Genomic DNA, 24,187 nt, shown 5'->3' on the forward strand with positions numbered 1-24,187 from the left:
TTCAGCCATGCGGGTTAGGCATTGAAGCTAAGTGGGATCTCCGCCAGCTGATTTCCACGGTTAGCGGGAAAGATGAGGTACTCGCCATGATACTTAACGTTGGACTTGTAGTCGGTGACTTTATGCACCATAAATCCTGCAGCGGAGGCTTTCTCGACAAAGTCCGCATGGTGTCCACGGACAAACCAGCTCATCGGTTTAACCAGTTCCTCGCCTTCAAAACAGCTATCACATTGCTCAGAGCACAATGCGAGTGAGTTTGGCCCTTCGGTAAAAATCTGGACTTTACCACACCCCACTAGTGGCTCTGAAGTCGACACTTCCCAACCATTTTGCTCCATCATATCGAGAAAAGCGTCGATCTCTTTATCTCTGATCACGCGCTCCGGTTTATCTTGCGGCAAGCACTGCTGATAGTAGTTCGAAATACGCTCAAACGTCGGCATGAGCTCGGCGTTGTTGCCTTTTGAGCGGCCCATTTTTTGCCAACGAATAAGGTCGTTGGCGACAAGACGCGAAAACTGCTGCGATTTGATTGCTTTCGTCACCCACCGAACTAAATAGAGGTTATTGGCCACTGAGCCATTACTGAGTCGACCCGATTCATGCTCTTTAGCGATATCCGCCAGAGCTTGGTTCACCACTTTTTGTATTTCTACTGAATATTGCGACATCACGCCTTTCTTCCAAACATCCAATAACACGCGGCCGAAATCACCGAACACGCGCTCATAACTAATATCATCGGCCAAGTGACTCCACCTGGCAACCAAGCCACGACCGCACCAATGATGGATCCTGTGCCAAATCTTAACGTACCTGCAAGCGATGAAGCTGTACCAGCCATCGTAGGGTAGCCGCTCAACAACAGCCCCATTGAGTTGCTCCCTATGGTGGAAAGCGTCCCAATAAACATCACGACAAACACCACGGTGCTCCACAAGCCAAGATCCCACAACCAAGTGGCAAATAACCCAAGCCCCGCAAACAGTTGTACAGACAAACCAAAACGCAACATAGCGTGAGAGCCGACCTTTTTCACCAAGCGCCCATTGACGCTAGTCATGATGATCATCGCCACAATATTCATTCCAAACAAGTAGCCAAACTGATCGGGTCGAACACCATAGATATCAATGTAAACAAACGAACCAGCGGTTAAAAAAGCAAACATACCTGCAAAAGAAAATGCGCCAGAGAAGATCAAACCAAGAGCTTGCGGGTTACTAAACAAACGAAGATAGTTTCTTAACGCACTTCTAAGCCGTAGTGGTTGCTTGTTCTCTGCACTCAATGTCTCTGGGATTTTCCACAGTACCAGCGCGATCACCACCAAAGAAAAACCCGCTAGAATCCAGAAGATCGCGCGCCAACCAAACCACACGGCCACGTAACCACCAATCATTGGTGCGACCAAAGGCGCTATGGTTATCACTAAGGTGACAAATGACATCGCTCGCGCAAAATCTTCGCGATCAAACATATCGCGCACAACGGCTTGAATCACCACCGCTGCCGCTGCGCCCGCAAAACCTTGTGCAGTACGCACCCAAGTCAGTGCCTCAATTCCGTGCGTCGTTGCGCTGACGACTGAGGCAAGTGCAAAAGCCAATATACCCAGTATCAATACCGGACGCCGCCCGTAGCTGTCCGCCAACGGACCATGAATGAGCTGTCCAATTGCGAAACCAGCCGTATAGGCGGTAAGAGTGATTTGCACCGCCCCTTGTGTGACGCCTAAGTCGCGTGCAATGGTTGGCATCGCTGGCAAATACATATCAATCGCTAGCGGTGTCAGGGCACCAATAGCACCTAAGACGATGAAGAGTAATAAACTGATTTGCGGTGGGTTGGGTTGCGCTTGCGTTGTCTCGGACATAAAACTCCTACTCGGTTGCGGATCAGATGCAGCGTCCATGCTGCAACCAAACAGAATAATCTGAGTACCTAGCTCCCTTCTTCATGAAGAGAACAATGGGCACTGAGGTGTATGTGTTAACCGATCTATCCTCAGGCATTTATGAGTAAAAGACTAGTTCCCATTTGGAAATAAACCATTTCCTATTCAGTTCATTATTTCCAAACAGATTCAATTTCTTGTTCCGTTAGGTAACGATACTCACCAGGCTCCAAGGAATCACACAGTTCAATGGCACCAATACGTTCGCGATGTAGATGCTCGACTTTATTCCCAAGCGCGGCAAACATACGTTTAACCTGATGATATTTACCCTCAGTGATCGTCAGCAATACTTGGTTTTCATCTCGGTCGATAATCTCCAACTTGGCAGGCAACGTCAGATCTTTTTCGTTGCGCAGTTGAATACCTTGCTCAAACAGCTCGATGTACTCATCCTTGATCGGATCAGCCAGCCATACTCGGTAAGTCTTCTCACACTTATGCTTTGGCGATGTGATTCGATGTGACCATTTACCGTCATCAGTAATCAGAACAAGCCCCGTCGTATCCACATCTAATCGGCCTGCGAAATGGAGGTCTTCCATTTTGACTTCATCAAGCAACATAAACGCGGTTTGATTGAAACCATCTTCATGCGAGCAAACAAAACCATCGGGCTTGAACAACATGATATAGCGAGGACCCGGTTTAACGATTTCTCGACCTTGCCACTCAACCTGGCTGTCATCCGTGACTTTAAACGCGCCACTCTTTTGCACCACATCGTCAACCGTTACATCGCCGCTTTTTATAATCTTTGTTGCTTCTTTACGCGTCGCACCGAGTGCGTCACACAGATATTTATCTAAACGCATGAATACCTCATCTTTCTTTGCTGAGGTATTATAGTGTGACTGACCCAAATAGTTGAGCTATTTCACACAATTTATGTATACACTTCGCCCCTATCAAGCTGATTCGGTCAAAGCCGTTATCCATTACTTTCGTAAACACTCTACGCCAGCAGTGTTGGTGCTTCCTACTGGAGCCGGAAAAAGTTTGGTGATTGCCGAGCTCGCACGGCTGGCTAAAGGTCGCGTGTTGGTATTGGCACACGTTAAAGAACTGGTTGAACAAAACCATGCGAAATACGAAGGCTATGGCTTACAAGGCGCAATTTTCTCTGCGGGTTTAGGCAGGAAAGAGACCGACCAGCAAGTGATATTTGCTTCGGTACAATCTGTCGTGCGCAATCTCGACCAATTCAAGAACCAATTCTCTTTGTTGGTTATTGATGAGTGTCATCGTGTCCCTGACAATAAAAATACGAGTTATCAGAAGGTCATTCAACACCTCACTGAGCAAAATCCAGGCATCAAGGTCCTCGGATTAACAGCCACCCCTTATCGACTGGGGATGGGTTGGATATACCAATACCACACGCGTGGATTGGTTCGCAGTGAAGAGCCACGTTTTTTCCGCGACTGTATTTTTGAGTTGCCGATTCGATATCTACTCGATGAGCAGTTTCTCACACCGGCCAGAATGATGGACGCCCCTGTGCTCAGCTACGACTTCTCACAGCTAAAGCCCGCCAGTACTGGTCGGTATAAAGAAGCAGAGCTAGACATGGTGATTGATAAAGCCAAGCGAGCAACACCTCAGATTGTCGAACAGATCATGGAGTTGGCCAAAGATAGAAAGGGCATTATGGTGTTCGCCGCGACAGTCAGACACGCTCAAGAAATACTCGGATTGTTACCAGCCGATCAATCAGAAATAGTGATTGGTGATACACCAACACCAGAGCGGGACATCATCATCAATCGCTTTAAGCAGCAACAAGTAAAGTATTTGGTTAATGTCTCCGTACTGACAACAGGGTTTGACGCTCCACATGTCGACTTAATCGCCATCTTACGCCCAACAGAATCGATTAGCCTCTACCAACAGATTGTTGGCCGAGGTCTACGCTTGTCTCCCGGCAAACAAGAGTGCTTAGTACTTGATTATGCAGGTAACAGTTACGATTTGTATCAACCCGAGGTTGGCGATCCCAAACCAGACTCAGACAGTGAAATCATCACCATCCCTTGTCCAGCGTGCGGCTTCAATAACAACTTTTGGGGGAAACTAGATAACAATGGCTTTCTAATTGAACATTACGGGCGCAAATGTCAGGGCTTTTTTGAAGACCAAGACACCGGTGAACGCGAACATTGCGACTACCGTTTTCGCGCAAAATATTGCGCTGAATGTGGCGCAGACAATGACATAGCCGCTCGCATATGCCATGAATGTGATGCGACACTCGTCGACCCTGATAAAAAGCTTAAGGAAGCGTTAAATTTAAAAGATGCTTTAGTTTTCGAGTGTATTGAAATGGATCTTTCAGTCTATAAAGACGAAAAAGGTAAAAGCAGCCTAAAAGTTTCTTATATCGGTGAAAACCAAGCTCAAGTGAGCGAGTTTTGGTCTCTAACAACAAAAAATCAGAAGCAACGCTTTAAAGACCAGTTTGTTCGCCCTCACTTAGCCGATAAGCATAGGCCGTTCGATGATGCTTCACCGGCCAAGGTAGTCAATAATCAGCATCGATTTCGCCCTCCTCAGTTTGTTATCGCAAGGAAGTCTGGTCGATTTTGGAAAATGCGCGATAAGATCTTTGCTGACGAACTCACTGGCTAACTGACACCAATTCACTTAGTGTTCATGTTTGAATCCATATACTCCGTATAAAGGTATGGCAATAAGGTAGTATTATGTCTATGCGTTTTGTTATTCATAGCACTGTGTTAATAATATGCACTCTCGCAGCTTGGCCTACACTCGCCAAAAAACATAATGAGTATGATGGCCACGCTTTAGTTCAAGATGTCCACAAACCCGGCGCACGGGTTGAGTTTGATGAAGACCAGAACGAAGTCTATGAAGCGGTAAAAAAAGGGGAAATCAGGCCTTTCTCTGAAATGTATGCCGTTGTCGAGCGCGACCTTCACGGTCGCATCATCCAAGTGGAACTCGAAAAAGACGATGATATGTGGGTATACGAGCTCAAACTCAACTACGACAATAATATCATCAAAGTTGAGTACAATGCTCAAACCCTCGAAATGCTGCAGCTCAAAGGCAGAAACATCAGACAAGCGCTAAAAAACACAGAAGATTAAGGCTTATGAAAATTCTCGTTGTTGAAGATGAACCCCGTTTAGGTGACCAAATCGTAGAGTCCCTCGAACAGACTGGTTGGGTCCCAGAACTGTCCCAAGACGGTATCGATGCGTTATATCGTGCCACGTCTGAACAATGGGATGCAATTGTACTCGATTTAGGCCTGCCGAAATTAGATGGCTTGACGGTACTTAAAGGCATCCGAGACGAAAATATCAATACACCGGTGATTATTCTCAGCGCGCGTGACACTCTTACTCAAAGAGTCGAAGGGCTCAACGCTGGCGCGGATGACTATTTAACCAAGCCTTTCGAAATGGTTGAACTGACCGCACGTATTCGAGCGCAGCTTCGTCGCGCTTCAGGTAATGCGTCTCCAGTATTGCAAGTCGGCAATTTAAGCCTAGACACACGCACTTCGAAAGTCATGTGGCAAGGCCAAGCGGTAAGCCTGACCGCTTTAGAATACAAAGTCGTCGCCTACTTTATGCACAATCCCGAAAAAGTTATCTCTCGCACTGAACTGGTCGAACATATTTATAAACAAGATTTTGACCGTGACTCCAATACCATCGAAGTATTTATTGGTCGTATCCGTAAAAAAATTGCGCCAAAAGTAATCAAAACCGTACGCGGTTTGGGGTATCAATTGAATGCCGAGTAAGCAACGCCCAAGACTTAAGCGCTTAAGCCTTAAAAGTCGCTTAGTACTTGCTGCCATCGTATGGCTCACTGCCATGGTGTTTGCCGTCGGTGTGAGCGTGCCAAGCCAACTGCATCACTATATGGTCGATGATACCAAAGACCAGCTTAACTTGTTTATTGACGAAGTTTCCGCATCGATTGAAGCCGACGAAACAGGCAATATCACACTTTCTAGCAACCTCTCCGACCCTAGATTCAGTCGCCCATATAGTGGGCTATATTGGTCTGCGCAAACCGAATCAGATCGACTACGTTCACGCTCATTGTGGGATAAAAACATGACCTTTGAGCGAGATGGCAAGCGCTTATTCGGTGCCAGGGACGAGACGCTTATCTATGTTCAAACCAACCTCTACTACCCTGATTACAACGGACCAATCGAGGTAACAATCGGCATCGATGAGCAACCCATTAGGGAAACGGTTGGCAGTATCATGAGCCAGTTGTGGGTCATACTTGCCCTGCTCTACTTCGGGATATTAGCGGTCATCATACTGCAAGTGCAGTGGTCGTTAATTCCATTGAGTAAAATGCATAAAGAACTATCTCAACTGCGTGCCGGAGAAAAAACACGCCTTGATCAAGAGTACCCTAAAGAAGTCGCGCCAGTAGTGTCAGACCTCAATGCGTTGATATTCCACTACCAGGAGTTGCTTCAGCGAGCCCGCCACCACGCGGGGAATATGTCACACGCGCTAAAAACCCCTCTGTCGGTACTAAATAATGAAATCAATACGTTAGATAAACAAACCCAACAGCAACTGTTGCCATCTGTCGAACAAATTCAAACTCAGATTGACTACCATTTAGGAAGAGCCCGTATGGCGGGTTCGGAGCATATTCTCTCTGTCCGATGCAATGTAGCACAGCGCATTGACGCAATTTCTATGGCATTCGACAAAGTATATGCGTCACGTCAAATTACACTGGTTAATGAACTCGATTCCGAAATCGAGGTAGCGGTAGACCAAACTGACTTAGACGAAATGGTTGGTAACTTACTGGAAAATGCCTATAAATGGTCATCCACGATCATCCGGGTACATTCACTCCCTAGCGATGACGGCAGCATCAAGATAATGATCGAAGATGATGGCCCCGGCATACCAAAAGAAAGCGTACCTCGCGCAGTTGAGCGTGGTGTTAGGCTCGATGAAACCACGCCAGGTTCAGGATTAGGACTGAATATCGTCAGTGAAATGGCGCACAGTTATCGCGGAAAACTGGATCTGGAAGTCAGTTCACTAGGCGGCTTAAACGCTATTTTGACTTTGAAGCTCTCTTTCTAGAGATCACGTAGCATTTTCAAGGCTGCCAGCAGAAAAAACTGAGCCCTGCTATATGCAGGGCTCTAAATCATTGCTCTAATCGATATCTGAATAGACCTTGTTAACCCTATCCCATGGAACTGGGTCTATAGACACACCGGCCTGTTTGGCTCTTTCGGCCATTCTAGCACTGTAGTTCGCTCTGTAGATTTCAGCATTATTGCCAAAGGTATCAGCCTCTAGCTCTGCATCTGCCGCTATTTCAGTGATGTATTTGTATTCACCACAACCATCTAGCCATATTTTTGTGTTTCCATTAGGTAAAAAGCCAAAAATCATGTCAGTACGATAACAATCACTTACCACACCTTCCCAGGTAGTATATTGCTCTTTAGTTCTCATCATTTCTTTTAATTCTGGGGTAAGCTTCCACTTAGTGGTGAAAAAGCGTTGATTTGTGATTGAAGCCCAGTAGATATAGATGGTATCGGGCAAAGACTGAGTGCCTGCTACTTGTCTCTTTTCCGTTACTGGTGGCCCGAGGGCTAAGCCAAAACCATCATAGTCGGGGTAATAATATCTAATACTCTTTAACTTAGTTCTTGTCATAAAATGCATATCATTATGCACAAATGAAGTCCAACCTTGCTCTTCATTAACACCATAGGCTTTGGTTATCTTCGCAGGGTAGAGATGTGACATAGCATACCCAATTCGCCATTGAGGTATATCATCAGGGACACTCGGCGTTTTAACAAATGCGCAAGAAGCGGTAGACATAATAAGTAACAAAGCTGATATCAATCGAACCATTTTAGTTTTCCTTCTTGCATTCAAATATCTCCCTGACAAAGGTTTCTCCAGATTTGTGTGGTTTATTAGCAAGTGAGCTATCCGATGAGTGATGAACTAAGTTTGCATGCATAAAAGCAGACATGAGGGGGCTATCTTGAGTTTTTTCTACGTTTTCGACATTTAACACATTCAATAGCTGTCCATTTTTAGCAGCCTGCAGTGCTTTATCGCATAACTCCCCAAACGGATAGTCTCCAATAACCGAAGGCACCGAATAGTAGCTGTCACCAGTCTTTTCCCATAGCTGACCATTATCATCATCAACTGGCACGCCCGAACTTTGCGCTAGACCGAACATCACTCTCAAGTACAAGCGCGAAAGATCGCCCTCAACGACTCGCTTCTTGTATAACTTACCCTCTAAGTAGGTTTGATCACTGTTACCGCGAGTAATGGTTTTATAGTCAACGATATAGTGTTTTTCACTCCACCCCAATGAAATTTCATTCTCGAGGATTTGACCAAATTTTTTATCTAACGAAGCTTTGACTTTATCATAGTTCCAACGACTGACACTGCGGCGCATCCTTTTGATCGGTTTTTTCTCAAGCAGAGGCAGTTGATAACGGCTTTGGTTTTGTCCTCCGAGTGTGTCATAAGAGAGTGTGGACTGATAGCCACCACCGAGATCGGAGTGAGCTCCGGTAACCACAAACTCCTCAAAATTGCTATGTGGGTTAATTTTGTTTAGACAGAAGTTATAGCGGTATTCCGTCTTCTTATGGGCGGTAAGGTGAACGACCTTATCAATACGCTTTGGATCTAACCAGAGTCTTACGTCTCCGTTGTTATCATTATGAGGGGTAAAATCCCCATTCCATGGATCAAATATGGCGGCAACTGTATCAAAAAGACCAACAAATTTTATCCTACAAGAATCGTTACTTCCCCAGTCAAATCCCGATTTCAAGCCAATTGAATTAGTCTGACAAGCTTTATCAAATTCTGTGGCAAACGTTCCTTGGTCACCATCAGATACTATGTTGGCAAAATGTCTTGCAGCCGCGGCCCCTCGACTGAATCCAAAGATATCTATAATTATTTCTGCAATTCCATCCAGCTCGTTTTTCACCCATTCTTTTGAGCTTTTCAATTTCTTTAGGTTTGAACTTAGCTGATCTATCCCCGTTTCAACTTTAGCGATTACACCGTAGTCGCCGGTACCAAATGCTTGACCGGGAACCAGAGATTCATCCGCCGGTTTAGAGCTGTCTTTTTCATTTCCAGTGCCGATTCCAGTGATATATTCCGGGTGCACAAAAGTATTAGTGCTAGGATCAAAGATATCATCTGGGTACAAATCATGTAGTTTCTGGATATTTGTCAGCTCATTGGAAGCACTGCCATCAACCGCGTAGTCCTCTTCCCAGAAGAAGTGAAACTTTTCGTCATCTGGATATTCGAACATCTCATCCGGCCATTCAGTGACTGGTTTGTCTTTGTGTACAATGTTCTTGTTACGCCACTTGGTATAATACTTATCTAGCTGCTGTTTGCCCCACTGAGCACTGTACGTATTGTTCCCTGTTCCATCAAAAAACATCCCCACACGCAGAGTAATAAAATTGAAACCTCTTACTTTTAGTACGTAGCTCTTGTCGGCAACCAGCTTTAGCGCATCCGCTTTGCCTTTTTGGTGGCGTGTCGGCAACGTTTGGTCTTCTGTTAGATCCGTTAAATCGCCGGCCGTAACTTCAAAGAAATTGGATTTGGAACCATTGTGGCCTTGGTATTCATCCGCAAAGTCTTTGGTTGGGTTCCCTTCTTTATTGGGCTTGCGCTCATCCCCCTGAGACGCCAATAACCAAGAGTCACTTTCAAGCTTGAGGATCACCTCACCGGGACAGATGCCTTCGAGTAAAATGGGGGCTTCACTCAACGTGACTGGATATTCGTTACAAGCACCATCAATCACGACGCCACCGACGTTTCGGAAAGGTTGATTGAACTCATCCCTTACGACTATTTCTATCCAATGTGACTTTTTCTCGCAAGGTATGCAATAAGGGCTCGCTCCAGTGGCACTGCTCATACACCACTCTCCTTGATAGCTTGTAACATTTTTAACTCTTCGAAAGTCAGGTGAAATGGAATCGAGAACTCTGAAATGTGTATCCCAGTTTGTTGGGCGGCATCAACCATAACGTAATACTCTGCTTGTTGTTGGCACCCGGCATCTATGGCTTTTTGTAGAGCTCCAGAAATAAGCGCTGCCGGACTGTCCGTTTTTTCCATTAACTCGGGAAACAGCTCCCACCACCGGCGCTCAATCGCATATGCGTGAGCGCCGAGGCTATATAGCTCAGCGAGGTGATGCGGTTGAATTTTCCACCATATATCGGTGTTAGGTTGAAACTCTGGTTTTGGTGTATTGGAAAAAACTGTCAGCGCATCATTGGTAACGGCCATTGCTGTCAGGTTGCCGAGAAAGCTAGACCTTTCTCCCTCATCCATCGCTTCAAGCATAGGAAGCACTACGTTAGGGTCATAGAAACGGAACATGACCTCTTCACCTTCTAAAGAGGCGGTCAGCAAACTGCGCAAATGCGCCAGCACTGCTTCAGTGTTCTCGCTACTGCAAAGACCAATGCCTCGTTGGAGAGTCTCTTCTTCAAGCGCTAATACTTCTTCAGAAACAGGAATAATCCATGGCGATAAATCTTTCACTTCGGAGAACAACTCTCCAACAAAGAGAGGGATAGAATCCTCAAAACCAAAACCGCGTTCTTTGACCGCGTCTGTATGAGTACTGCTGTTGGCCAACCAATAGCCATTTTCTCGCCTCTCACTTAGCCAATCCTTTATCATCATTAATCTCCAGATAGCGGACAAGGCTTGACGGCTGGCACACTCGCCTGCTCAGCTTTTAACAATGCTTGATAACTAACGGCTTTCGATACTTTCGGCACCTCGGGCGCTTCAACATGATTGGGTAACGCAGGAGCTGTACCCGCATAACCACTTCCCGAGCCTGCACTGCCACCAGCATTTAAGTTGATAGTAGGGCCGACTAAATGTACCCCCCCACCGTCGACTTTAACGAAACTTCCTCCCGCTTTAAGGGTGATTTCTGCTCCCGCTTCAACGACCACTTTAGCGCCACTGTTTAGTGATATTTCACGTCCCGCTTGAGCCACCAATAGAGTACCCAGTTTGTTCTCCGCGCTACCTTGCGTGATATCAGAATAAGTACCTTTGACCGATATTCGTGACTCCGCCTGGGTTATACTATGGTGGTCATTCGTTACAGACTGGAACTGATCATTATCGATTTCAACATGCTGGTTATGCTTGATATGTTTGATCGCATCGTTGAGTACTTTGGTCTCTAAATCTTTTTGCGCGTGAATATAAACTTGCTCAATGCCTGCTTGATCTTCAAAGCTGAGTTCGTTAAATCCGCTACCTTGATGTGACTCCGTTCTAAATACCGTTTTGCTTTTGTTCTCTGGTAGCGCATAGGGCGCCACATTCGCCGCATTATACGTGCGACCAGTGATGATCGGCTGATCAGGATCCCCTTCGAGGAAGGATACAATCACTTCTTGCCCAACTCTTGGTAGCGCTAACATACCATACTGAGAGCCCGCCCAACCTTGAGAAACCCTAACCCAGCAAGAGCTCTGCTCATCACCGTTTGAATAACGGTCCCAAGGGAAATGTACCTTAACCCGGCCATGCTCATCGCAATAGATCTCTTCGGCCTCTGGGCCTACGACAATGGCAACAGAAGCCCCGTCAACCTTAGGCTTACATTGAGGTTCTGCTTGCCAAGTGACATTAGCGGGAATAAGCACCAAACGATTGTTGTAAGTGGTAGCGCCCTCTCCCCCTTCTTCTTGTAAAGCCTGAGGTTGCGTACCAGACACATACAGATTAATCACTTGCCAATGTGGTGTAGAAAAGTTTTCTAAGTCATCTTCTAGCTGAAATTTGCTTCCAACCTGCATTTGCAGATGGTTGCTTTTCGCCAATGCAGAATGGGACATACTGCGCAAGTATTCCAACCTTGCACGACTAAATTCCAAACCGATGGAGTCTTGTTTATAGCGCCCTGGGAAATCAAAATGCTCATAGAGTTCGGTATTTTGATATTCAATGTCACTCGCCTGACTTTGCTGTAAAAAACGATACGTCGGTTTTTTAAAACTATAGTCACCCATAGTCACTCTACTGACCTGGGATTTTTTAGATTCGACTAAACTAGAAATATAATTACTATCTTCGCTGCCACCGGTAGTTGGGTTATAGAGAACCGGTGATTCAAATGCTATTAAAGATTCGGCTGAGTCGCAGAAAACAACGGTGTGCTTGCCGCTCTCATGCAAGAAGTAGTAACTGATCCCCTCTTCAGCAAGTAAACGATGGATAAACTCTAGGTCGGTTTCACGGTACTGAACACAATACTCTCTGGCCACATAGTGGTGCTTTAAAGAAAATGCGTACTCAGACATCCCCATTTCTTGAAGAAGAATTGAAACGATCTCGGGAACAGTCTGCAACTGGAAGATACGACTATTATGGCGCAATGAAAGACGTTCTAGCTCGGGTACTATAACAACGGAGTAAAACGTATGATGATGCCCCGTATCACCTTTAACGAACTGACGAGCGATGCCATGAACCACGCGTTGCAGCACACTGTTTTTATACAGTTCAAGCTGCACTTTTTTATCGACGATATCATCTTGATGTAGGTTATTTCTTCTACTCGCTAGGTCAATATGGTATCGATAGCCAGTGCATTCAGCCTCTAACGCTAACTGAGATGAAGAGATCGACTCAGTACCAGAAAACTGCCGGACCACGAGGGAGTCATCGTCTAACCCATCAATTTTTATCTGGTAATGCAGTGTTGCCATAATGCTTCCTATACTTGCTATTCGCATGTGAGACGATTCAATCAATTACGCGACACTGCAAAGATAGCGCCAACCGAAAGATGGCTTTAAGTCTTGATATTTGGTGAATATGAACGAACCGCCAAGCAAGCTTTTGCCTATGCTTAGGCAGTATTTTACTCACGGGCAAAAAAACTCGAGTTGCCTCTTGGGAAAGCATTTCTGATTCAAGCATAAACATTTGATAATTAGATGATGTTAAAACACGCGATCACTTGATTTAAAGTTGCGATTGAAGGGATAGAGTGATAGTATCCGCGCTCGCTTATGGAGTTACTACCAATTTCTCCTAGGCGCTTGATATCCGCAAGGTCGCATTGTGGATGTATAAACTCAATTTCTATTTTAGAGAGTCATACTATGAAATTTGAAGCAGTAGTACGTACTGAACTAGGTAAAGGTGCGAGCCGCCGCCTACGTCACGCTGGTAAATTCCCTGCAGTTGTATACGGCGGTGAAGAAGCAGCAGTAGCAATCGTTCTTAACCACGATGAAGTTATGAACCAAATGGACAAGCCAGAGTTCTACGAAGCAATCACTCTAGTGATTGACGGCGCTGAAGTTAAGGTTAAGCCACAAGACGTTCAACGTCACGCGTTCAAGCCAAAAGTTGAGCACATGGACTTCATCCGCATCTAATTCCCTACAAGGAATTAATTCGGATTAAATCCAGCCTTTTGCATATAAGATAATCGGCCTTACCATCCGAGACATCTAAAAATTCGAAACCCCGATGCTACCAACATCGGGGTTTCACCGTTTTTGAGCCCTCAAAAACGCTCTCAATTCTCTTCAACTTACTGAAAATTAGCCACTTTACCCTAACCCACAGTAACCACATTATTTTTGGGTGGATTAAGTGTGGACGAATAGTGGACTTATACAGTAGTTTTTCTCTCAACTATCTTAGACCCATTTTCACCACAACTCAAATCACAGCCCTACTTCCCCTACTTTATTCTTTACTCTAGAACATATCTGAAATGTCTCTCACAAGCTTCCGAGTAAATCCCACATCAGTGATATACTTCCAATTAAATTGCTTACTAGCGAGGATACAGAAGTGGATAAGAAGACGTTTACCGAGCAGGAGCTACTCGAAGGATTAGATGCACATACTGCGCATGCTGATGAATTGTTGGAGCTGGTTGATACAGAGATAGACTTTGACGAAGCAATGGAAGATTTCAGTCACGAATAGAGAAATTATTCGTAGCTGCTTACTTTTTAAGTTGAAGTTGAAGTTGAAGTTGAGACTCTAAATCATTTCTGGACAGAAATGAGTTTTGGAAAATCAAACATTAGCAAATGACTAATAGCTTCAGGTATGACAAATAACTAAACCTGATAGAAAAACTGCCACCAAAAAGCAAAAGACAAGACCTGACCCTATTGGTTTTTTTGGCTTCTATCTTTAGAAATAAAGAGGATTTTGTTGGTAAAAATCAATATGAGACTATACTGACTATTAATTCTTATGGTGATTGGTATTCTGTATATCGTTTCCTTGATAGTAATCTATCAAACTGGAAAGCGATTTATGGTGATAGTTATTATGTTTTGATTGACATGCTCATTGATTCAATATCTTATTTCCCTCCTTCAGAAAAACGACTACACCTAAAAAATAGTTAGATAATAACTTAGCACTAAATTTATAAAACTAGTGCTAAGTGTGTACCATGCCAAAATAAAAGTTAGCAAATGGCAATGTTGATTGCTATCAACACAATCAAATTTAACCATTACATTCGTCGGTTAATAATCAACTCAATATCACTGATCAACTTACTACATTTATTAATAAAATCTTTATTCATGGATTGAGTGCAATCATTGAACTTAATTAAAGATATCAAGTAAGAACGATAACCTATTAGTTTGTTATTTATCTGTGACTTGGAGTACTCATCTTTAAATGAGTCCTTGGGGTTAAATCTAAACTTCAACTTTTCAACATCAACATTGAATACTGCTTTAAGAATCTCCCGATCACTTTTGTCAGTACTACACTCGTATATTAGTTTAGATACAACTTTCGTCTTCTTGTTTGAAACCCTCAACTCACCTATTATATAAGGATAGTTTGAACCTTCTATAAAGTAACCATTAATGGATATATAACCAGACTTTTTAATGGTTTTCCTTCTATTTATTTTATAGCCATCAATATTAATTATAAATGATAACTGCTCAATAAATCTCTGGGAGTGAACGAATGGTTTTTTGTCTTTGATACCTAGAACTCCATCAAACGGAGTCTTTTCTCGATATTTACCATCCCTCATCGTTGAGCTAGAAAACAACATATCATCAGCATATCTAGTGTATGTAATATTATGTTCAGAACAGAACTTTTCAATTAAGATATCTAGCTTTCTAAATACAATATTAGAGATCAAAGGTGACGTCTTAAAACCGATCGGCAAAATTGAACGTCCAACAAAATCAGTATTTTTTGCTGACTTAGGTAAAGTGTAGGTGACAAGGCTTGTAACCAAATCTAAATGACTCTGACTACAGGTTTCACTAATGTTTGATGTTGAAACATGTTCCTTTAGAGACTCTCTAACGATTTTGTCACTAATAAAGTGGAAGAAGTTTTTTAGATCAACTCTCAAATAGTGGTAGTGGTTTCTATGTGGCTCAAGAAAGTTAAGGTATGTTTTGTTTTTAACATAAGCTGTAGCAGATTGATTTACAGGAATTCTACTAAAGAGACTTCTATTTAAAGCCTCATGGATATGATTAATCTTATCGCCTTCTGATCCAGTGATACTGTAAATAAACTTATTTTTAACTTTTGTTTCATGCACACAGCTTAAAGGGAGCGACTTAACGCCACTCCCTTCATTGAAAAACATACACTCCTTGACCAAGGATAGAATAGAACTACTAACAGTGTAATTTTTCATACAGATTCCACATAGATACTAATTCATCTTTTCACGAACTTGTCGTGCAGTAAAAGTACATCACAACCTGGATGCGCGGGATTAGACAATGTTGAGACTGGGATACATAAAGCATCTGCTTTGCGAACAAAGCCTCTCTATACTATCGATGAAGAAATCTTCCTAAGTATATCACTTAAATAGGGAAAATTTCGAGTGAAATTTACATGGAAATCATCGTGATCTTTAGACTCTATCTCAATGCTGTTTATCGCATAGTCTAAAAATGATGTCACCCAACCTCCGGTTTTTCCAAGTTGAAATTGAAGTTTCCTAAGACAATTTTCCTTAATATTAGCAACGGCACTTTGTACATCATCACAAATGTAGCTCTCATAAAACTTAGACTTTTGACTACATAACGTATGAGTTTTACCATCAAGAGCTAACCTTAAAACAGTCACTTGGTCTTTTCGACTTAGTGCGTTACTTTTGCAGTAAAACTGTTTGAGCAATCCCATAAGGTTTAGGACCAATATTTTCCTAACAAATGCTTTGTTAACCTCCGATAACTCTCCGCTATATGGTGATTTAGTGAACACTCTAGAATAGATGAACTCAACATTGCTTTTAGTTAAGTTCCCTCTGAGGCTATCTAGCTTTTTATTAATATCACCACCACCACCTATCATCAAAACTCCATCAGCTAATTTCTTGGTTTCTTCAATTAGCCACCTTAACGCAAGCTTCCGTGAAGTTTCGCATAGAAGCACTTCTTCGATTGTTGATGGAGCAATATGAACTCTATCTGTTTTTGTAAGTACTTCATTACACATAGAAATAAAGTAGAGGTATTTGAATTTTTCAAATCCCGTACCAAGGGAATTAGTTGAGATTTTATTACCATAAATAGTAAGAATAGATTTCAAATTTTTCTTTAAAGAGTAATTGTCAGATATAAAACAAGTGTATTTAAAACGCTCAGCCAAGCCAATCAAATTAACTTCTTTTTGTTTTAATATAAATTTCTTATCGTCAAAGTCATATGAGACCATTTTGTCCGCATCGTAGATGTTCAGGTATGGTATTGGAGCTTTTGAAGCTCTCGGGTTTAGGGAGCGTAAAATAACCTCATTTGTTTTATATATATCAACATTGATCAGGAAGTCAAAATATTCCATTAACCTCATATTGCCGAACAATTCAAGCTCTGTCTCTCCTTCAACAAATAGTATAAAATCACTAAAGTAGAGCCTCGCCTCGTTATCACTAAATACATTAAGAAAACGCTTATCTTTAAACCTCGTATTTAATAAAGATACAGTTGTCCTCCTAGATTTTATTCCAAAATGAAAAATACTATGTTCCCCTTCGGATTCAAAACTTTTGATAACTGATTTTAATATATTAGGTGAATGTGTGGTCATCAATACTGTTGGAAAAGGTGTGGCATATTTTCCTAAAGATTTTTTTTCTGTTCGCTTCTTTAAACTATCATATAGGTTATATAAGTTATATATTAATTTTTCATTCAGCTTGGGGTGCAACCCTAGCTCAGGCTCATCAATATATACTATTGGTGTAATAAACTCGCGTCGAGTTAGGGTTATAATTAGAGAAAGAAAAAGCTCTATGAACTTATGTGAATTAGTTCCATCAGATTGCGTAGTCAACTCAAAACCATCAATATTGAATTTGTGACCGCTGAGCCCTACTTTTATGTAATTTAAAATCAAGTCTTGATAGCTATAAGGAGAAGCTTTAGTTAAGTCACCTATTATCTTCACATATTCTTTGTAGGAGTTACTATTGCTTGACACTTTCTTATCAAAAAAGTCTACGATTTGCTCAGTTTTTAAAGCTTTTGTATTAAGAAATTTAAGTTGACTAGTTGTTTTCCAAAGCCCATCCCAGTCATATAAGTCAATTTTCCTAACATCTATAAAGAAAAATGGGTATATTCTATTTATTATCTTCCTGACACTTGCATCCTTATCTGACCAACTAATTGAACCGTTATTTTTTATAGTAAGAGTTAAGGAGAAATTTTTTCTTATCTTTCTTTTGGAAACAAGGTTGAAGTTATCATCTTTAAATAGAGAACTATAGATATGCTTTTGATAAATACTTTTATTTTTCCTCGACTTAATAACCTCTTCTAAACGAGTCGTGTCATAAGTTAAGGTAATAGTGCCTATACTAGAGTAGTTAGAATTTAAAGGTAAAGGTACAACCGACTCTTCTTTAAGGTTTGCATAAAAATATCGTAGAACCTTAAGAAAGTTTGACTTACCAACATTGTTTTTTCCTATAATGCAATTAAAATCACTAAAGTCGGTAATCGTGCAGTCATCAAATGACAGTATGTTTTTTATTCTAACGGATTTTAAAGCCATTCATAGTTAACCAACTGATATTAGATAAGTTATTTTAACTAAAGAATGTATTGATTTAAACCTGTCTGTTATCGTATGTATCGCATTAAAAACGCCTTTGGACGCAAACAAAACTGATATAAAGCTCAACTTAGTGACTGCAGTATGAGACTTCATTCAAAAGATACAAGGCTCGAAAAGCTCATTTGACTACACCGCTTCCCCCCCCCCCCTTATCTCAAGTGGGGGAAGTGATGCAAAAGCCTTAACTTAGATCTTTAGCACTGTTGGGAAACAGTATCTGTTCGTGCCATCTTTCTTCTTGCGTTCTATTAGCCCCTCACTACTGAGAGTTTCAGCGCTTTACCTGTAGCATTCGCTTTCGAGTAATCGAACCTCATTAAGTCGCAGATCTCTTTTGTAGTCATCCATTGTCTAGCCCTATCACCACAAACCGAAACATGGTCTGATAATAGCTGAGCACATACTGGGGTCAGGTCTTGATTCTTGCCTAATCATTAGCTTTCGTTATGCAAGTATTAGGAACAATGAAGATTAGCTTTATTAAGGTCAGAACGTTTTGGGGCACAAATGAATTCGAGAATCCGTTCACATTAGACTAAACCACATTATTGCTTTTCTTATTTGTTAAGCGGTTCTACTTCATTTCTAGCAAACTAAGAAATGCATTTTAATGCGTGGTTTTAAGCTCATAATGACCTTAAAACTCCTTCACCACCTACCAACAAATGAGTAATTATTGCGTTGGACCTCAATAAGCGGTCCAACGCTTAATAACTCACAGTATGAAGCGTTTACAAGAACTTACCCAGGTGCTGAAATATTTTGTCTAAAGCATTAGCCACCTGAGCCACTACTTTGACCTTGTCTTCAGAACTCTTCAGCATTTCTTGCGCCCCTTTCGCTTGCTGAATCAGTTCCTTAATGCACCCTTGTTCCGCCTCATACATTCGAGAGTTATTCTCCAGTATGGCCGCATTGTAGGTATAGATTTTATCACCCAAATGCTCGCATTTGCGCAATAACTGTTCATCCTCAGGTTCAAGCATCACTGAATCTAGATAGTTTTTAAGTTCATTGTACATGCTTTGCAATTCGCTATATGCGGTCTTGTGGCTAGCGTCCATTGGTTATTCCTCTAGGCTATCGCGATATTCTTTGATGGCATCGATCTGGTTTTTGGTCGACTTGAGCGCCTTTTTAGCTGCATCTATGGTTACATCATCATCACTTTTCAAAGATACGACTATCGATTGGTTTAAGTGCTGAATCGAACGCAATGCATCTTCAAGTTTTGCATACCTTGCATCCAGACCATTTAAGCGTGATCTGATCTCGTAAGCTTTTTCATATGCATCAACCCTTTCTTCAAGTGAATGCTCGAAAGTAACGCAACGCTTATCATCGCTTTCTTCACATCGATTGGGGTTATTGAGTAGGTACAAACGGATCCGCAGTTCTTTTTCCAGAGAAACTCTGGTGGCAGACTTCCAAGCCCCTAACTCGGCCTCTAAAGACTTAAATGAGCTCTGCACGATTTTTTCAGAATCAATCACCACTTTTTTGAGCAAGTCATATCGTTTTTTCTCCGTGTAAGCGCGAGCTATAGCATTGACGCTTGTTGTAAGCAGCTCTACGTCTCCGTCATCGATACCTTCAAGTTGAGGCATTTCCGATAGAGAGACCAAAGAAGAGTTCAGTTTTTGGGAATACTTGTCCAACTCTTCACCTCGATCATCCGTCGCCAAGAGGTAAATACTTTGAGTGAAAGTCTGCAAATTGTGCAGCAACGTTTCTTGACCAGAACGATCAATAGTAGAAATGTCGAGCCCTTTTCCCGTCACACCATCTCTTGCTGCTTTTACCAGTTCAGCACTAACCCTAGCGTCATCAGCAGACTCATAAACCTCTATCAGAGCATTCTGCACCTGTGTTGATTGCTTCGCATATTCACCTACCAAGTGAATCGACTCATTGGAAGCACATCCTGCTAATCCAATAGTGACCAACGAAGCTAATATATTGAATCGCCACCTCGAGGCATTTAAGCTTTGAAGTCGTATTATCATGTTTTAAGCCTTTTGTTTTCCATAAGATTGATTTACTAAGCGATACAAATGCCATACGCAGGCAGGACATCTCTGATTATTTCTAAACGATACGTTTTTAGTGCATCATGGAAGTGCTTCCAGTCTGAGTCCAGAAAGGCATGTGAATATGGATAAACAAGTTGGCCATCTTGAAAAAAGCCTGTTCCCCTAGCCTGTTGTTTCCAGCTATTCTCACCATCTTTGTCAAAAGTTAAATCAACGGGATCAAAACCAAATCGCCCTTCACGAAGCCACTCAATCCATGCTGTATGCCGAGCTTCACCGTCATCATCTTTAATGGTTGTTAAAGCGTACTCAATCTTGGAACGTTGCTCCGTTGTCAAGCCAGGTTGGTTATCAATGCTCGCCCGAGAGTCACCCTCATTCCACCATTGTAGGGCTTTGCACATTGCTTCCGCAGCCTTTAGAAATATTGTGGTATTGTCCCTTTCAATAGTATCCCCTTCACCATTTTCGTATGTCCAAGAAACATAAGGTCGGTCAGGGAAAGACAGTGCAGCGCCATGGCCGAGTGGAGACGACGCAGAAATACTGTCACTTAACAAATCATCTTTGATTCGTTCCAATAGAGAGCTGGATGAGGATCCTAGATTATCCACTTTATTATAATCATGGATAACTCCTGCAAACCCCTGGTGAGCAAACGTGTCTGCGTAAACATGCATGGCGATCCCCATTAAGTGGGCAGCGTAAGGTTGGCCCCAATGCGAAGCCACCATTGTCAGCATGTCCCGTGCTACGCGGCTGTCAGGCCGACAGACTAATCGATGTATAAACTGACCATCAGGCTCTACTCCAGATGGTAACCCTTCATTGCCGGGAAGAAAGTGAAACGGTATCCAAACTAAGTGATTAGCCAAATCCTGAGTGTTTCGGTAATCTAGCATTTTGTGAGCGGATACAATGCGGTCATACATTGCTCCATTGTCAAAATGAATCGGGTTGTCATTGGTAGCCTCATCCACATATTGAGCGGAATACGCCACCTTCTCAGCGAGACGATGTTCGATTCCTGCATAGCGAGCAATGACATACGTTAAAGTGTGGTGTCCATCGATTTGCATGTGTGCCTCCAGTAATATGATATTTGACGTTTAACACTCGGCAAGTAAATGTGCAAACTACTAGAATACAGCTGTTCGAATCTCACCTTACTAAGCTTGTGAACCGTCTACTTGTTATTACAATTCGATATGAAACAAAGAGAAGATAACAACAATGCTCCACAATTCATACAATCGATGAATAAGTGCGCAATGTAGATCTCAAACATCATGACTTCTCGTTGTTACTGGGGAGATAATGTGTACATCTATAGTACTTGTTAACGGGTTTGCATCCTTGGTGGGAGGGTTTGGTCAAAGCTTATTCAGCCATGTTGTGCCTTTGGTTTATTTCATGGTGCGCTTTTCTTGTAATCGTCTTCTTTGGTTTACTATGGCTTGTCGCGAAACATCATAATAAGTTGTGCGGTCCGACTGATTTAAAAAATGAATAGAATTTTATTAGAACTCAGCTTTCTACCGCAGTTTCACTGGCCGCTGCGGTATCAAGACAGTCAGGGTTCAAGGACATTTATAGTTCGACCTCTGGGGTATCGTTACAAACATTAACATGCGGTATTTATGTAAAATACCCAGGTCTGATCACATCCTTGAATCTCGAACTTTTCATTTATATCCATATTTGACAACTTGTTTCACAATAGCCCGTTATAAAACGCTCAGTTATGGAGATAAAGTCGGTATGGATTTAGGTCTAAAACAAAAAGGGATTCTACTATTTCTGCTATTGGCTGGCAGCGTTCAGGCTCGTGAGTGTGATAACTCACCAACACCTAAGGAAAATCATGTTGTCGACAAAGGTACTTTCATGGTGACTTTAGTTGACGGTCATGCCCCAGTCTCCTCCTATCTGCCATCAGGCGCTGTTGTAAAACTGCTTGGTAAGCAAACGATTTATTACAAAAAGCGACAAGGAAGACCCCCTATCCCGCAATGCTACTACCAAGTAAAAACGAACTTAGGTAAATCCGGATATGTCTTGCAGGACACTTTAGACAGCGAATCTATGTATCAAGGTGAATATGTCTTTCCCCGAACTGAAATTGAAATCTATAAACGAGCGAGCCTAGAGCAAGTAACCGACTATCGCTCGCAAGGTAAGACATCACGAAGTGCCGTTTTCATGTCTTCAACCAACCCAAAGGTGAATGAAAAACTTAAAGTGATTGGCATGGACCCCAATCAGGACTTTTATATCGTAACGGCTGAATTTCTGGGAGAAAACGTAAAAGGGTTTGTATTTGCAGACGATATTGATCGAGGAATGGCAGCGGTCGTGGACCCAAGAAAAGTCGATTTTGCCGACCGACAAATCAAACAAGTAAGCAGTAACCTTAAACAAATCTTCAAAACACTCTTAAGTGATAAAGTGTATGATGAAATGAGCAGTTATTTCGAGGGCTTTGGACAAGGCGCGACCTTGGAAATGTGCAAACTTCCTTTAAGTGTCACTCCGTCAGCTGAACTAAAAGCCAATGCATGGTGGATCAGTGGCTCGATTAAGGTCGAAGGGAAGATGATGATTAAGCCGGAGAATCGAAGCTTCTCTCACGAGTCTTACACCATTGCCCGAGGAAATGAACACTACGATATTGAGTTCATGAAAAGCTTATCATGTGATACCGAGAGTATGTTGTATCCCGTGATACTTAAGATTAAGCAAGGATCTCTCGAGCTCAGAAGAGAAAACTTCAGCAAACTCGGTCCGATTTTTCGAACGAAGAAAGATCCTGTTGGAGAAAAGCAATATGAGACCATGTTAACCATCAAATCATACGGTGACTGGTATTCCGTTTATAGTCATTTAGACGACAATTTATCTGATTGGAAAGCCGAATTTGGTGATAGTTACGATGTCCTACTGGATATTCTCATTGACTCAATTTCTTATTTTCCACCATCTGAAAAACGTACCGCTAGTAAAACATCATAACCACTATCATTTTCTCTACGATGCCTCCAATCGTGTTACCCCAGCCATGAACAAAAAGTCATGGCTGGGTTTCAACGGGTTAACTCACTTAATTTCGATTTAACCTAACACCGTCATAGGGTCCCGTGTTTTTGGTCCCTAACGTTTGCTTCCAGCGGTATTCTGCTTTGAGAGCCAAACTTTCACTGGTAAACTCAAGAACAGTAAATACCAAGTTGTTATACCCATGCTCCAACACATACAGGTTAAGATGTTTTGCATCACCATTGCTATTGAGGTGTTTTAGCCACCGGCTCAAGATCCCTCCACAGTTGTATGCAGAACCAACATAGCGAGAAGTGCCATCAGTTGACCGCTGTAGGTAGACTCCAGCTTGAGACAATACCTTTTTAAGTTCGTTGTCTGGCGACTCATCTTCAGAAATCGCAATGATCTCTTTCCAGGTAAACTCCATCCCCAAAATCTCGGTATCTGAAGTGTTCACATCGGCAAAGCCAGACCTTCATACGCACTATTACGCGTGTAGATTTTGTTTTGGCTCGCGATCTCTTTAGTTGTATCGCTTGAAAATAGGGCGTAAAAATATTGGAAAATCGCTTCTCCATCGCCCTCTAAATCTGAATAGTGTTTCGCGCTTCTTTTATGGAAAGGATAAGACTCGAGCTCCGCTTTGATTGCTGCAGGAACATCACCATGATAGATCCGAAAAAAGCTCCCTTTGGTGTTTTCCCATAACTCAAAAGCTCGGAGTCTAAACGCATTTTGCTTTAAGCGAATGGCCGAATAACTGCGCTCTAGGTAATCTTGCTCAACACGAATGTCAAACAATCCCGCTAGCCCACTTTCTTCGTATAGTTTTTTAGGGATTCAGCACACACTGATTTGCCTCTAAAGATAAATGAAGGTGCGGATTATATAGCAGCAATACACCAAATGTAACGCATCGTTTATTACCTCTAATCAAGCCGAAAGCAACCACTCTCTCAGAG

At 42.4% G+C, this 24,187-nt stretch carries 21 protein-coding genes; 7 read left to right on the forward strand and 14 right to left on the reverse strand.

All coding sequences use genetic code 11. From position 1 onward, the window contains the following. Positions 1-14: 14 nt before the first annotated feature. The 3 genes from FCU94_RS07585 to rsuA all read right to left on the reverse strand — a co-directional run bounded on the left by FCU94_RS07585 (position 15) and on the right by rsuA (position 2,775). Positions 15-674 carry a DUF2913 family protein gene (locus FCU94_RS07585; protein ID WP_176287931.1) on the reverse strand — a complete coding sequence of 220 codons (660 nt, stop codon included), beginning with the start codon at positions 672-674 and terminating at the stop codon, positions 15-17. Continuing rightward, positions 674-1,879, reverse strand: a complete 1,206-nt coding sequence (locus tag FCU94_RS07590; protein WP_176287932.1) for a Bcr/CflA family multidrug efflux MFS transporter — start codon at positions 1,877-1,879, stop codon at positions 674-676. Before FCU94_RS07590 ends, FCU94_RS07585 begins: the two co-directional genes overlap by 1 nt. Before the next feature lie 194 nt (positions 1,880-2,073). Beyond that, complete coding sequence (gene rsuA / locus FCU94_RS07595; RefSeq protein ID WP_176287933.1) at positions 2,074-2,775, reverse strand: 16S rRNA pseudouridine(516) synthase RsuA; 702 nt, start codon at positions 2,773-2,775, stop codon at positions 2,074-2,076. Positions 2,776-2,848: 73 nt separating this feature from the next. On the opposite strand from rsuA, the gene FCU94_RS07600 reads away from it, so the two are divergent. The 4 genes from FCU94_RS07600 (at position 2,849) to FCU94_RS07615 (ending at position 7,065) form a co-directional block, all read left to right on the forward strand. Continuing rightward, on the forward strand, positions 2,849-4,588 hold the full coding sequence (locus tag FCU94_RS07600; protein ID WP_176287934.1) for a DEAD/DEAH box helicase: 1,740 nt from the start codon (positions 2,849-2,851) through the stop codon (positions 4,586-4,588). Between the two features lie 74 nt (positions 4,589-4,662). Next, positions 4,663-5,070 carry a PepSY domain-containing protein gene (locus FCU94_RS07605; protein WP_176287935.1) on the forward strand — a complete coding sequence of 136 codons (408 nt, stop codon included), beginning with the start codon at positions 4,663-4,665 and terminating at the stop codon, positions 5,068-5,070. A 5-nt stretch (positions 5,071-5,075) separates the two neighbouring features. Continuing rightward, positions 5,076-5,735 (forward strand): response regulator transcription factor, encoded by a 660-nt coding sequence (locus tag FCU94_RS07610; protein WP_176287936.1) that lies wholly within the window; start codon positions 5,076-5,078, stop codon positions 5,733-5,735. After that, the gene (locus tag FCU94_RS07615) at positions 5,725-7,065 is read left to right on the forward strand and encodes an ATP-binding protein (protein ID WP_176287937.1); all 1,341 of its coding nucleotides are present in this window, start codon (positions 5,725-5,727) and stop codon (positions 7,063-7,065) included. Before FCU94_RS07610 ends, FCU94_RS07615 begins: the two co-directional genes overlap by 11 nt. A 75-nt stretch (positions 7,066-7,140) precedes the next feature. On the opposite strand, the gene FCU94_RS07620 is transcribed toward FCU94_RS07615, so the two are convergent. Genes FCU94_RS07620 through FCU94_RS07635 form a run of 4 tightly spaced genes read right to left on the reverse strand, consistent with a single transcriptional unit; the run spans position 7,141 to position 12,761 of the window. After that, entirely contained in the window at positions 7,141-7,857 is a 717-nt protein-coding gene (locus tag FCU94_RS07620) for a DUF2931 family protein (RefSeq protein WP_176287938.1), read from the reverse strand. Position 7,858: 1 nt separating this feature from the next. Beyond that, complete coding sequence (locus FCU94_RS07625; protein ID WP_176287939.1) at positions 7,859-9,931, reverse strand: phospholipase effector Tle1 domain-containing protein; 2,073 nt, start codon at positions 9,929-9,931, stop codon at positions 7,859-7,861. Further along, positions 9,928-10,710 (reverse strand): DUF4123 domain-containing protein, encoded by a 783-nt coding sequence (locus FCU94_RS07630; protein WP_255199241.1) that lies wholly within the window; start codon positions 10,708-10,710, stop codon positions 9,928-9,930. Before FCU94_RS07630 ends, FCU94_RS07625 begins: the two co-directional genes overlap by 4 nt. Next, positions 10,710-12,761, reverse strand: a complete 2,052-nt coding sequence (locus FCU94_RS07635) for a type VI secretion system Vgr family protein (protein WP_176287940.1) — start codon at positions 12,759-12,761, stop codon at positions 10,710-10,712. Before FCU94_RS07635 ends, FCU94_RS07630 begins: the two co-directional genes overlap by 1 nt. 399 nt (positions 12,762-13,160) lie before the next feature. Here FCU94_RS07635 and rplY point away from each other — a divergent pair, with 399 nt between their 5' ends. Both rplY and FCU94_RS07645 read left to right on the forward strand, forming a co-directional pair. Continuing rightward, positions 13,161-13,439 carry a 50S ribosomal protein L25 gene (gene rplY, locus FCU94_RS07640; RefSeq protein ID WP_176287941.1) on the forward strand — a complete coding sequence of 93 codons (279 nt, stop codon included), beginning with the start codon at positions 13,161-13,163 and terminating at the stop codon, positions 13,437-13,439. A gap of 424 nt (positions 13,440-13,863) precedes the next feature. Then, the gene (locus FCU94_RS07645; RefSeq protein WP_176287942.1) at positions 13,864-14,001 is read left to right on the forward strand and encodes a hypothetical protein; all 138 of its coding nucleotides are present in this window, start codon (positions 13,864-13,866) and stop codon (positions 13,999-14,001) included. 544 nt (positions 14,002-14,545) lie between these two features. Here FCU94_RS07645 and FCU94_RS07650 read toward each other — a convergent pair. The 5 genes from FCU94_RS07650 to FCU94_RS07670 form a co-directional block, all read right to left on the reverse strand. Then, complete coding sequence (locus FCU94_RS07650; protein WP_176287943.1) at positions 14,546-15,715, reverse strand: reverse transcriptase family protein; 1,170 nt, start codon at positions 15,713-15,715, stop codon at positions 14,546-14,548. A gap of 137 nt (positions 15,716-15,852) precedes the next feature. Further along, positions 15,853-18,090: a retron Eco8 family effector endonuclease gene (locus FCU94_RS07655; protein ID WP_176287944.1), complete on the reverse strand. Its 2,238-nt coding sequence runs from the start codon at positions 18,088-18,090 to the stop codon at positions 15,853-15,855. Between the two features lie 794 nt (positions 18,091-18,884). Beyond that, positions 18,885-19,217, reverse strand: a complete 333-nt coding sequence (locus FCU94_RS07660) for a hypothetical protein (protein ID WP_176287945.1) — start codon at positions 19,215-19,217, stop codon at positions 18,885-18,887. A 3-nt stretch (positions 19,218-19,220) separates the two neighbouring features. Further along, positions 19,221-20,159 carry a hypothetical protein gene (locus FCU94_RS07665; protein ID WP_176287946.1) on the reverse strand — a complete coding sequence of 313 codons (939 nt, stop codon included), beginning with the start codon at positions 20,157-20,159 and terminating at the stop codon, positions 19,221-19,223. Between the two features lie 35 nt (positions 20,160-20,194). Beyond that, positions 20,195-21,265: a DUF6765 family protein gene (locus FCU94_RS07670; RefSeq protein WP_176287947.1), complete on the reverse strand. Its 1,071-nt coding sequence runs from the start codon at positions 21,263-21,265 to the stop codon at positions 20,195-20,197. Between the two features lie 682 nt (positions 21,266-21,947). Here FCU94_RS07670 and FCU94_RS07675 point away from each other — a divergent pair. After that, positions 21,948-23,198: a hypothetical protein gene (locus FCU94_RS07675; protein ID WP_176287948.1), complete on the forward strand. Its 1,251-nt coding sequence runs from the start codon at positions 21,948-21,950 to the stop codon at positions 23,196-23,198. 88 nt (positions 23,199-23,286) lie between these two features. On the opposite strand, the gene FCU94_RS19300 is transcribed toward FCU94_RS07675, so the two are convergent. Beyond that, a complete protein-coding gene (locus FCU94_RS19300; RefSeq protein WP_369597237.1) occupies positions 23,287-23,682 on the reverse strand; it encodes a GIY-YIG nuclease family protein in 396 nt (131 codons plus the stop codon). After that, entirely contained in the window at positions 23,679-24,026 is a 348-nt protein-coding gene (locus FCU94_RS19305) for a hypothetical protein (RefSeq protein ID WP_255199242.1), read from the reverse strand. The genes FCU94_RS19300 and FCU94_RS19305 overlap by 4 nt, the downstream gene beginning before the upstream one ends. Between the last annotated feature and the right edge of the window lie 161 nt (positions 24,027-24,187).

It is taken from the genome of Vibrio sp. JPW-9-11-11 (assembly GCF_013369335.1).
Lineage (GTDB): Bacteria > Pseudomonadota > Gammaproteobacteria > Enterobacterales > Vibrionaceae > Vibrio.

Bases quoted from the DNA above. Each gene is read 5' to 3' on its own strand.
- FCU94_RS07605 (WP_176287935.1), top strand. From the start codon at position 4,663: ATGTCTATGCGTTTTGTTATTCATAGCACTGTGTTAATAATATGCACT.
- FCU94_RS07665 (WP_176287946.1), bottom strand. From the start codon at position 20,159: ATGATAATACGACTTCAAAGCTTAAATGCCTCGAGGTGGCGATTCAAT.
- FCU94_RS07635 (WP_176287940.1), bottom strand. From the start codon at position 12,761: ATGGCAACACTGCATTACCAGATAAAAATTGATGGGTTAGACGATGAC.
- FCU94_RS07660 (WP_176287945.1), bottom strand. From the start codon at position 19,217: ATGGACGCTAGCCACAAGACCGCATATAGCGAATTGCAAAGCATGTAC.
- FCU94_RS07610 (WP_176287936.1), top strand. From the start codon at position 5,076: ATGAAAATTCTCGTTGTTGAAGATGAACCCCGTTTAGGTGACCAAATC.
- FCU94_RS07615 (WP_176287937.1), top strand. From the start codon at position 5,725: ATGCCGAGTAAGCAACGCCCAAGACTTAAGCGCTTAAGCCTTAAAAGT.
- FCU94_RS07655 (WP_176287944.1), bottom strand. From the start codon at position 18,090: ATGGCTTTAAAATCCGTTAGAATAAAAAACATACTGTCATTTGATGAC.
- FCU94_RS07630 (WP_255199241.1), bottom strand. From the start codon at position 10,710: ATGATGATAAAGGATTGGCTAAGTGAGAGGCGAGAAAATGGCTATTGG.
- FCU94_RS07670 (WP_176287947.1), bottom strand. From the start codon at position 21,265: ATGCAAATCGATGGACACCACACTTTAACGTATGTCATTGCTCGCTAT.
- FCU94_RS07650 (WP_176287943.1), bottom strand. From the start codon at position 15,715: ATGAAAAATTACACTGTTAGTAGTTCTATTCTATCCTTGGTCAAGGAG.
- FCU94_RS07625 (WP_176287939.1), bottom strand. From the start codon at position 9,931: ATGAGCAGTGCCACTGGAGCGAGCCCTTATTGCATACCTTGCGAGAAA.
- FCU94_RS07675 (WP_176287948.1), top strand. From the start codon at position 21,948: ATGGATTTAGGTCTAAAACAAAAAGGGATTCTACTATTTCTGCTATTG.
- FCU94_RS07620 (WP_176287938.1), bottom strand. From the start codon at position 7,857: ATGGTTCGATTGATATCAGCTTTGTTACTTATTATGTCTACCGCTTCT.
- rsuA (WP_176287933.1), bottom strand. From the start codon at position 2,775: ATGCGTTTAGATAAATATCTGTGTGACGCACTCGGTGCGACGCGTAAA.
- FCU94_RS07600 (WP_176287934.1), top strand. From the start codon at position 2,849: ATGTATACACTTCGCCCCTATCAAGCTGATTCGGTCAAAGCCGTTATC.
- FCU94_RS07585 (WP_176287931.1), bottom strand. From the start codon at position 674: ATGTCGCAATATTCAGTAGAAATACAAAAAGTGGTGAACCAAGCTCTG.
- FCU94_RS07590 (WP_176287932.1), bottom strand. From the start codon at position 1,879: ATGTCCGAGACAACGCAAGCGCAACCCAACCCACCGCAAATCAGTTTA.
- rplY (WP_176287941.1), top strand. From the start codon at position 13,161: ATGAAATTTGAAGCAGTAGTACGTACTGAACTAGGTAAAGGTGCGAGC.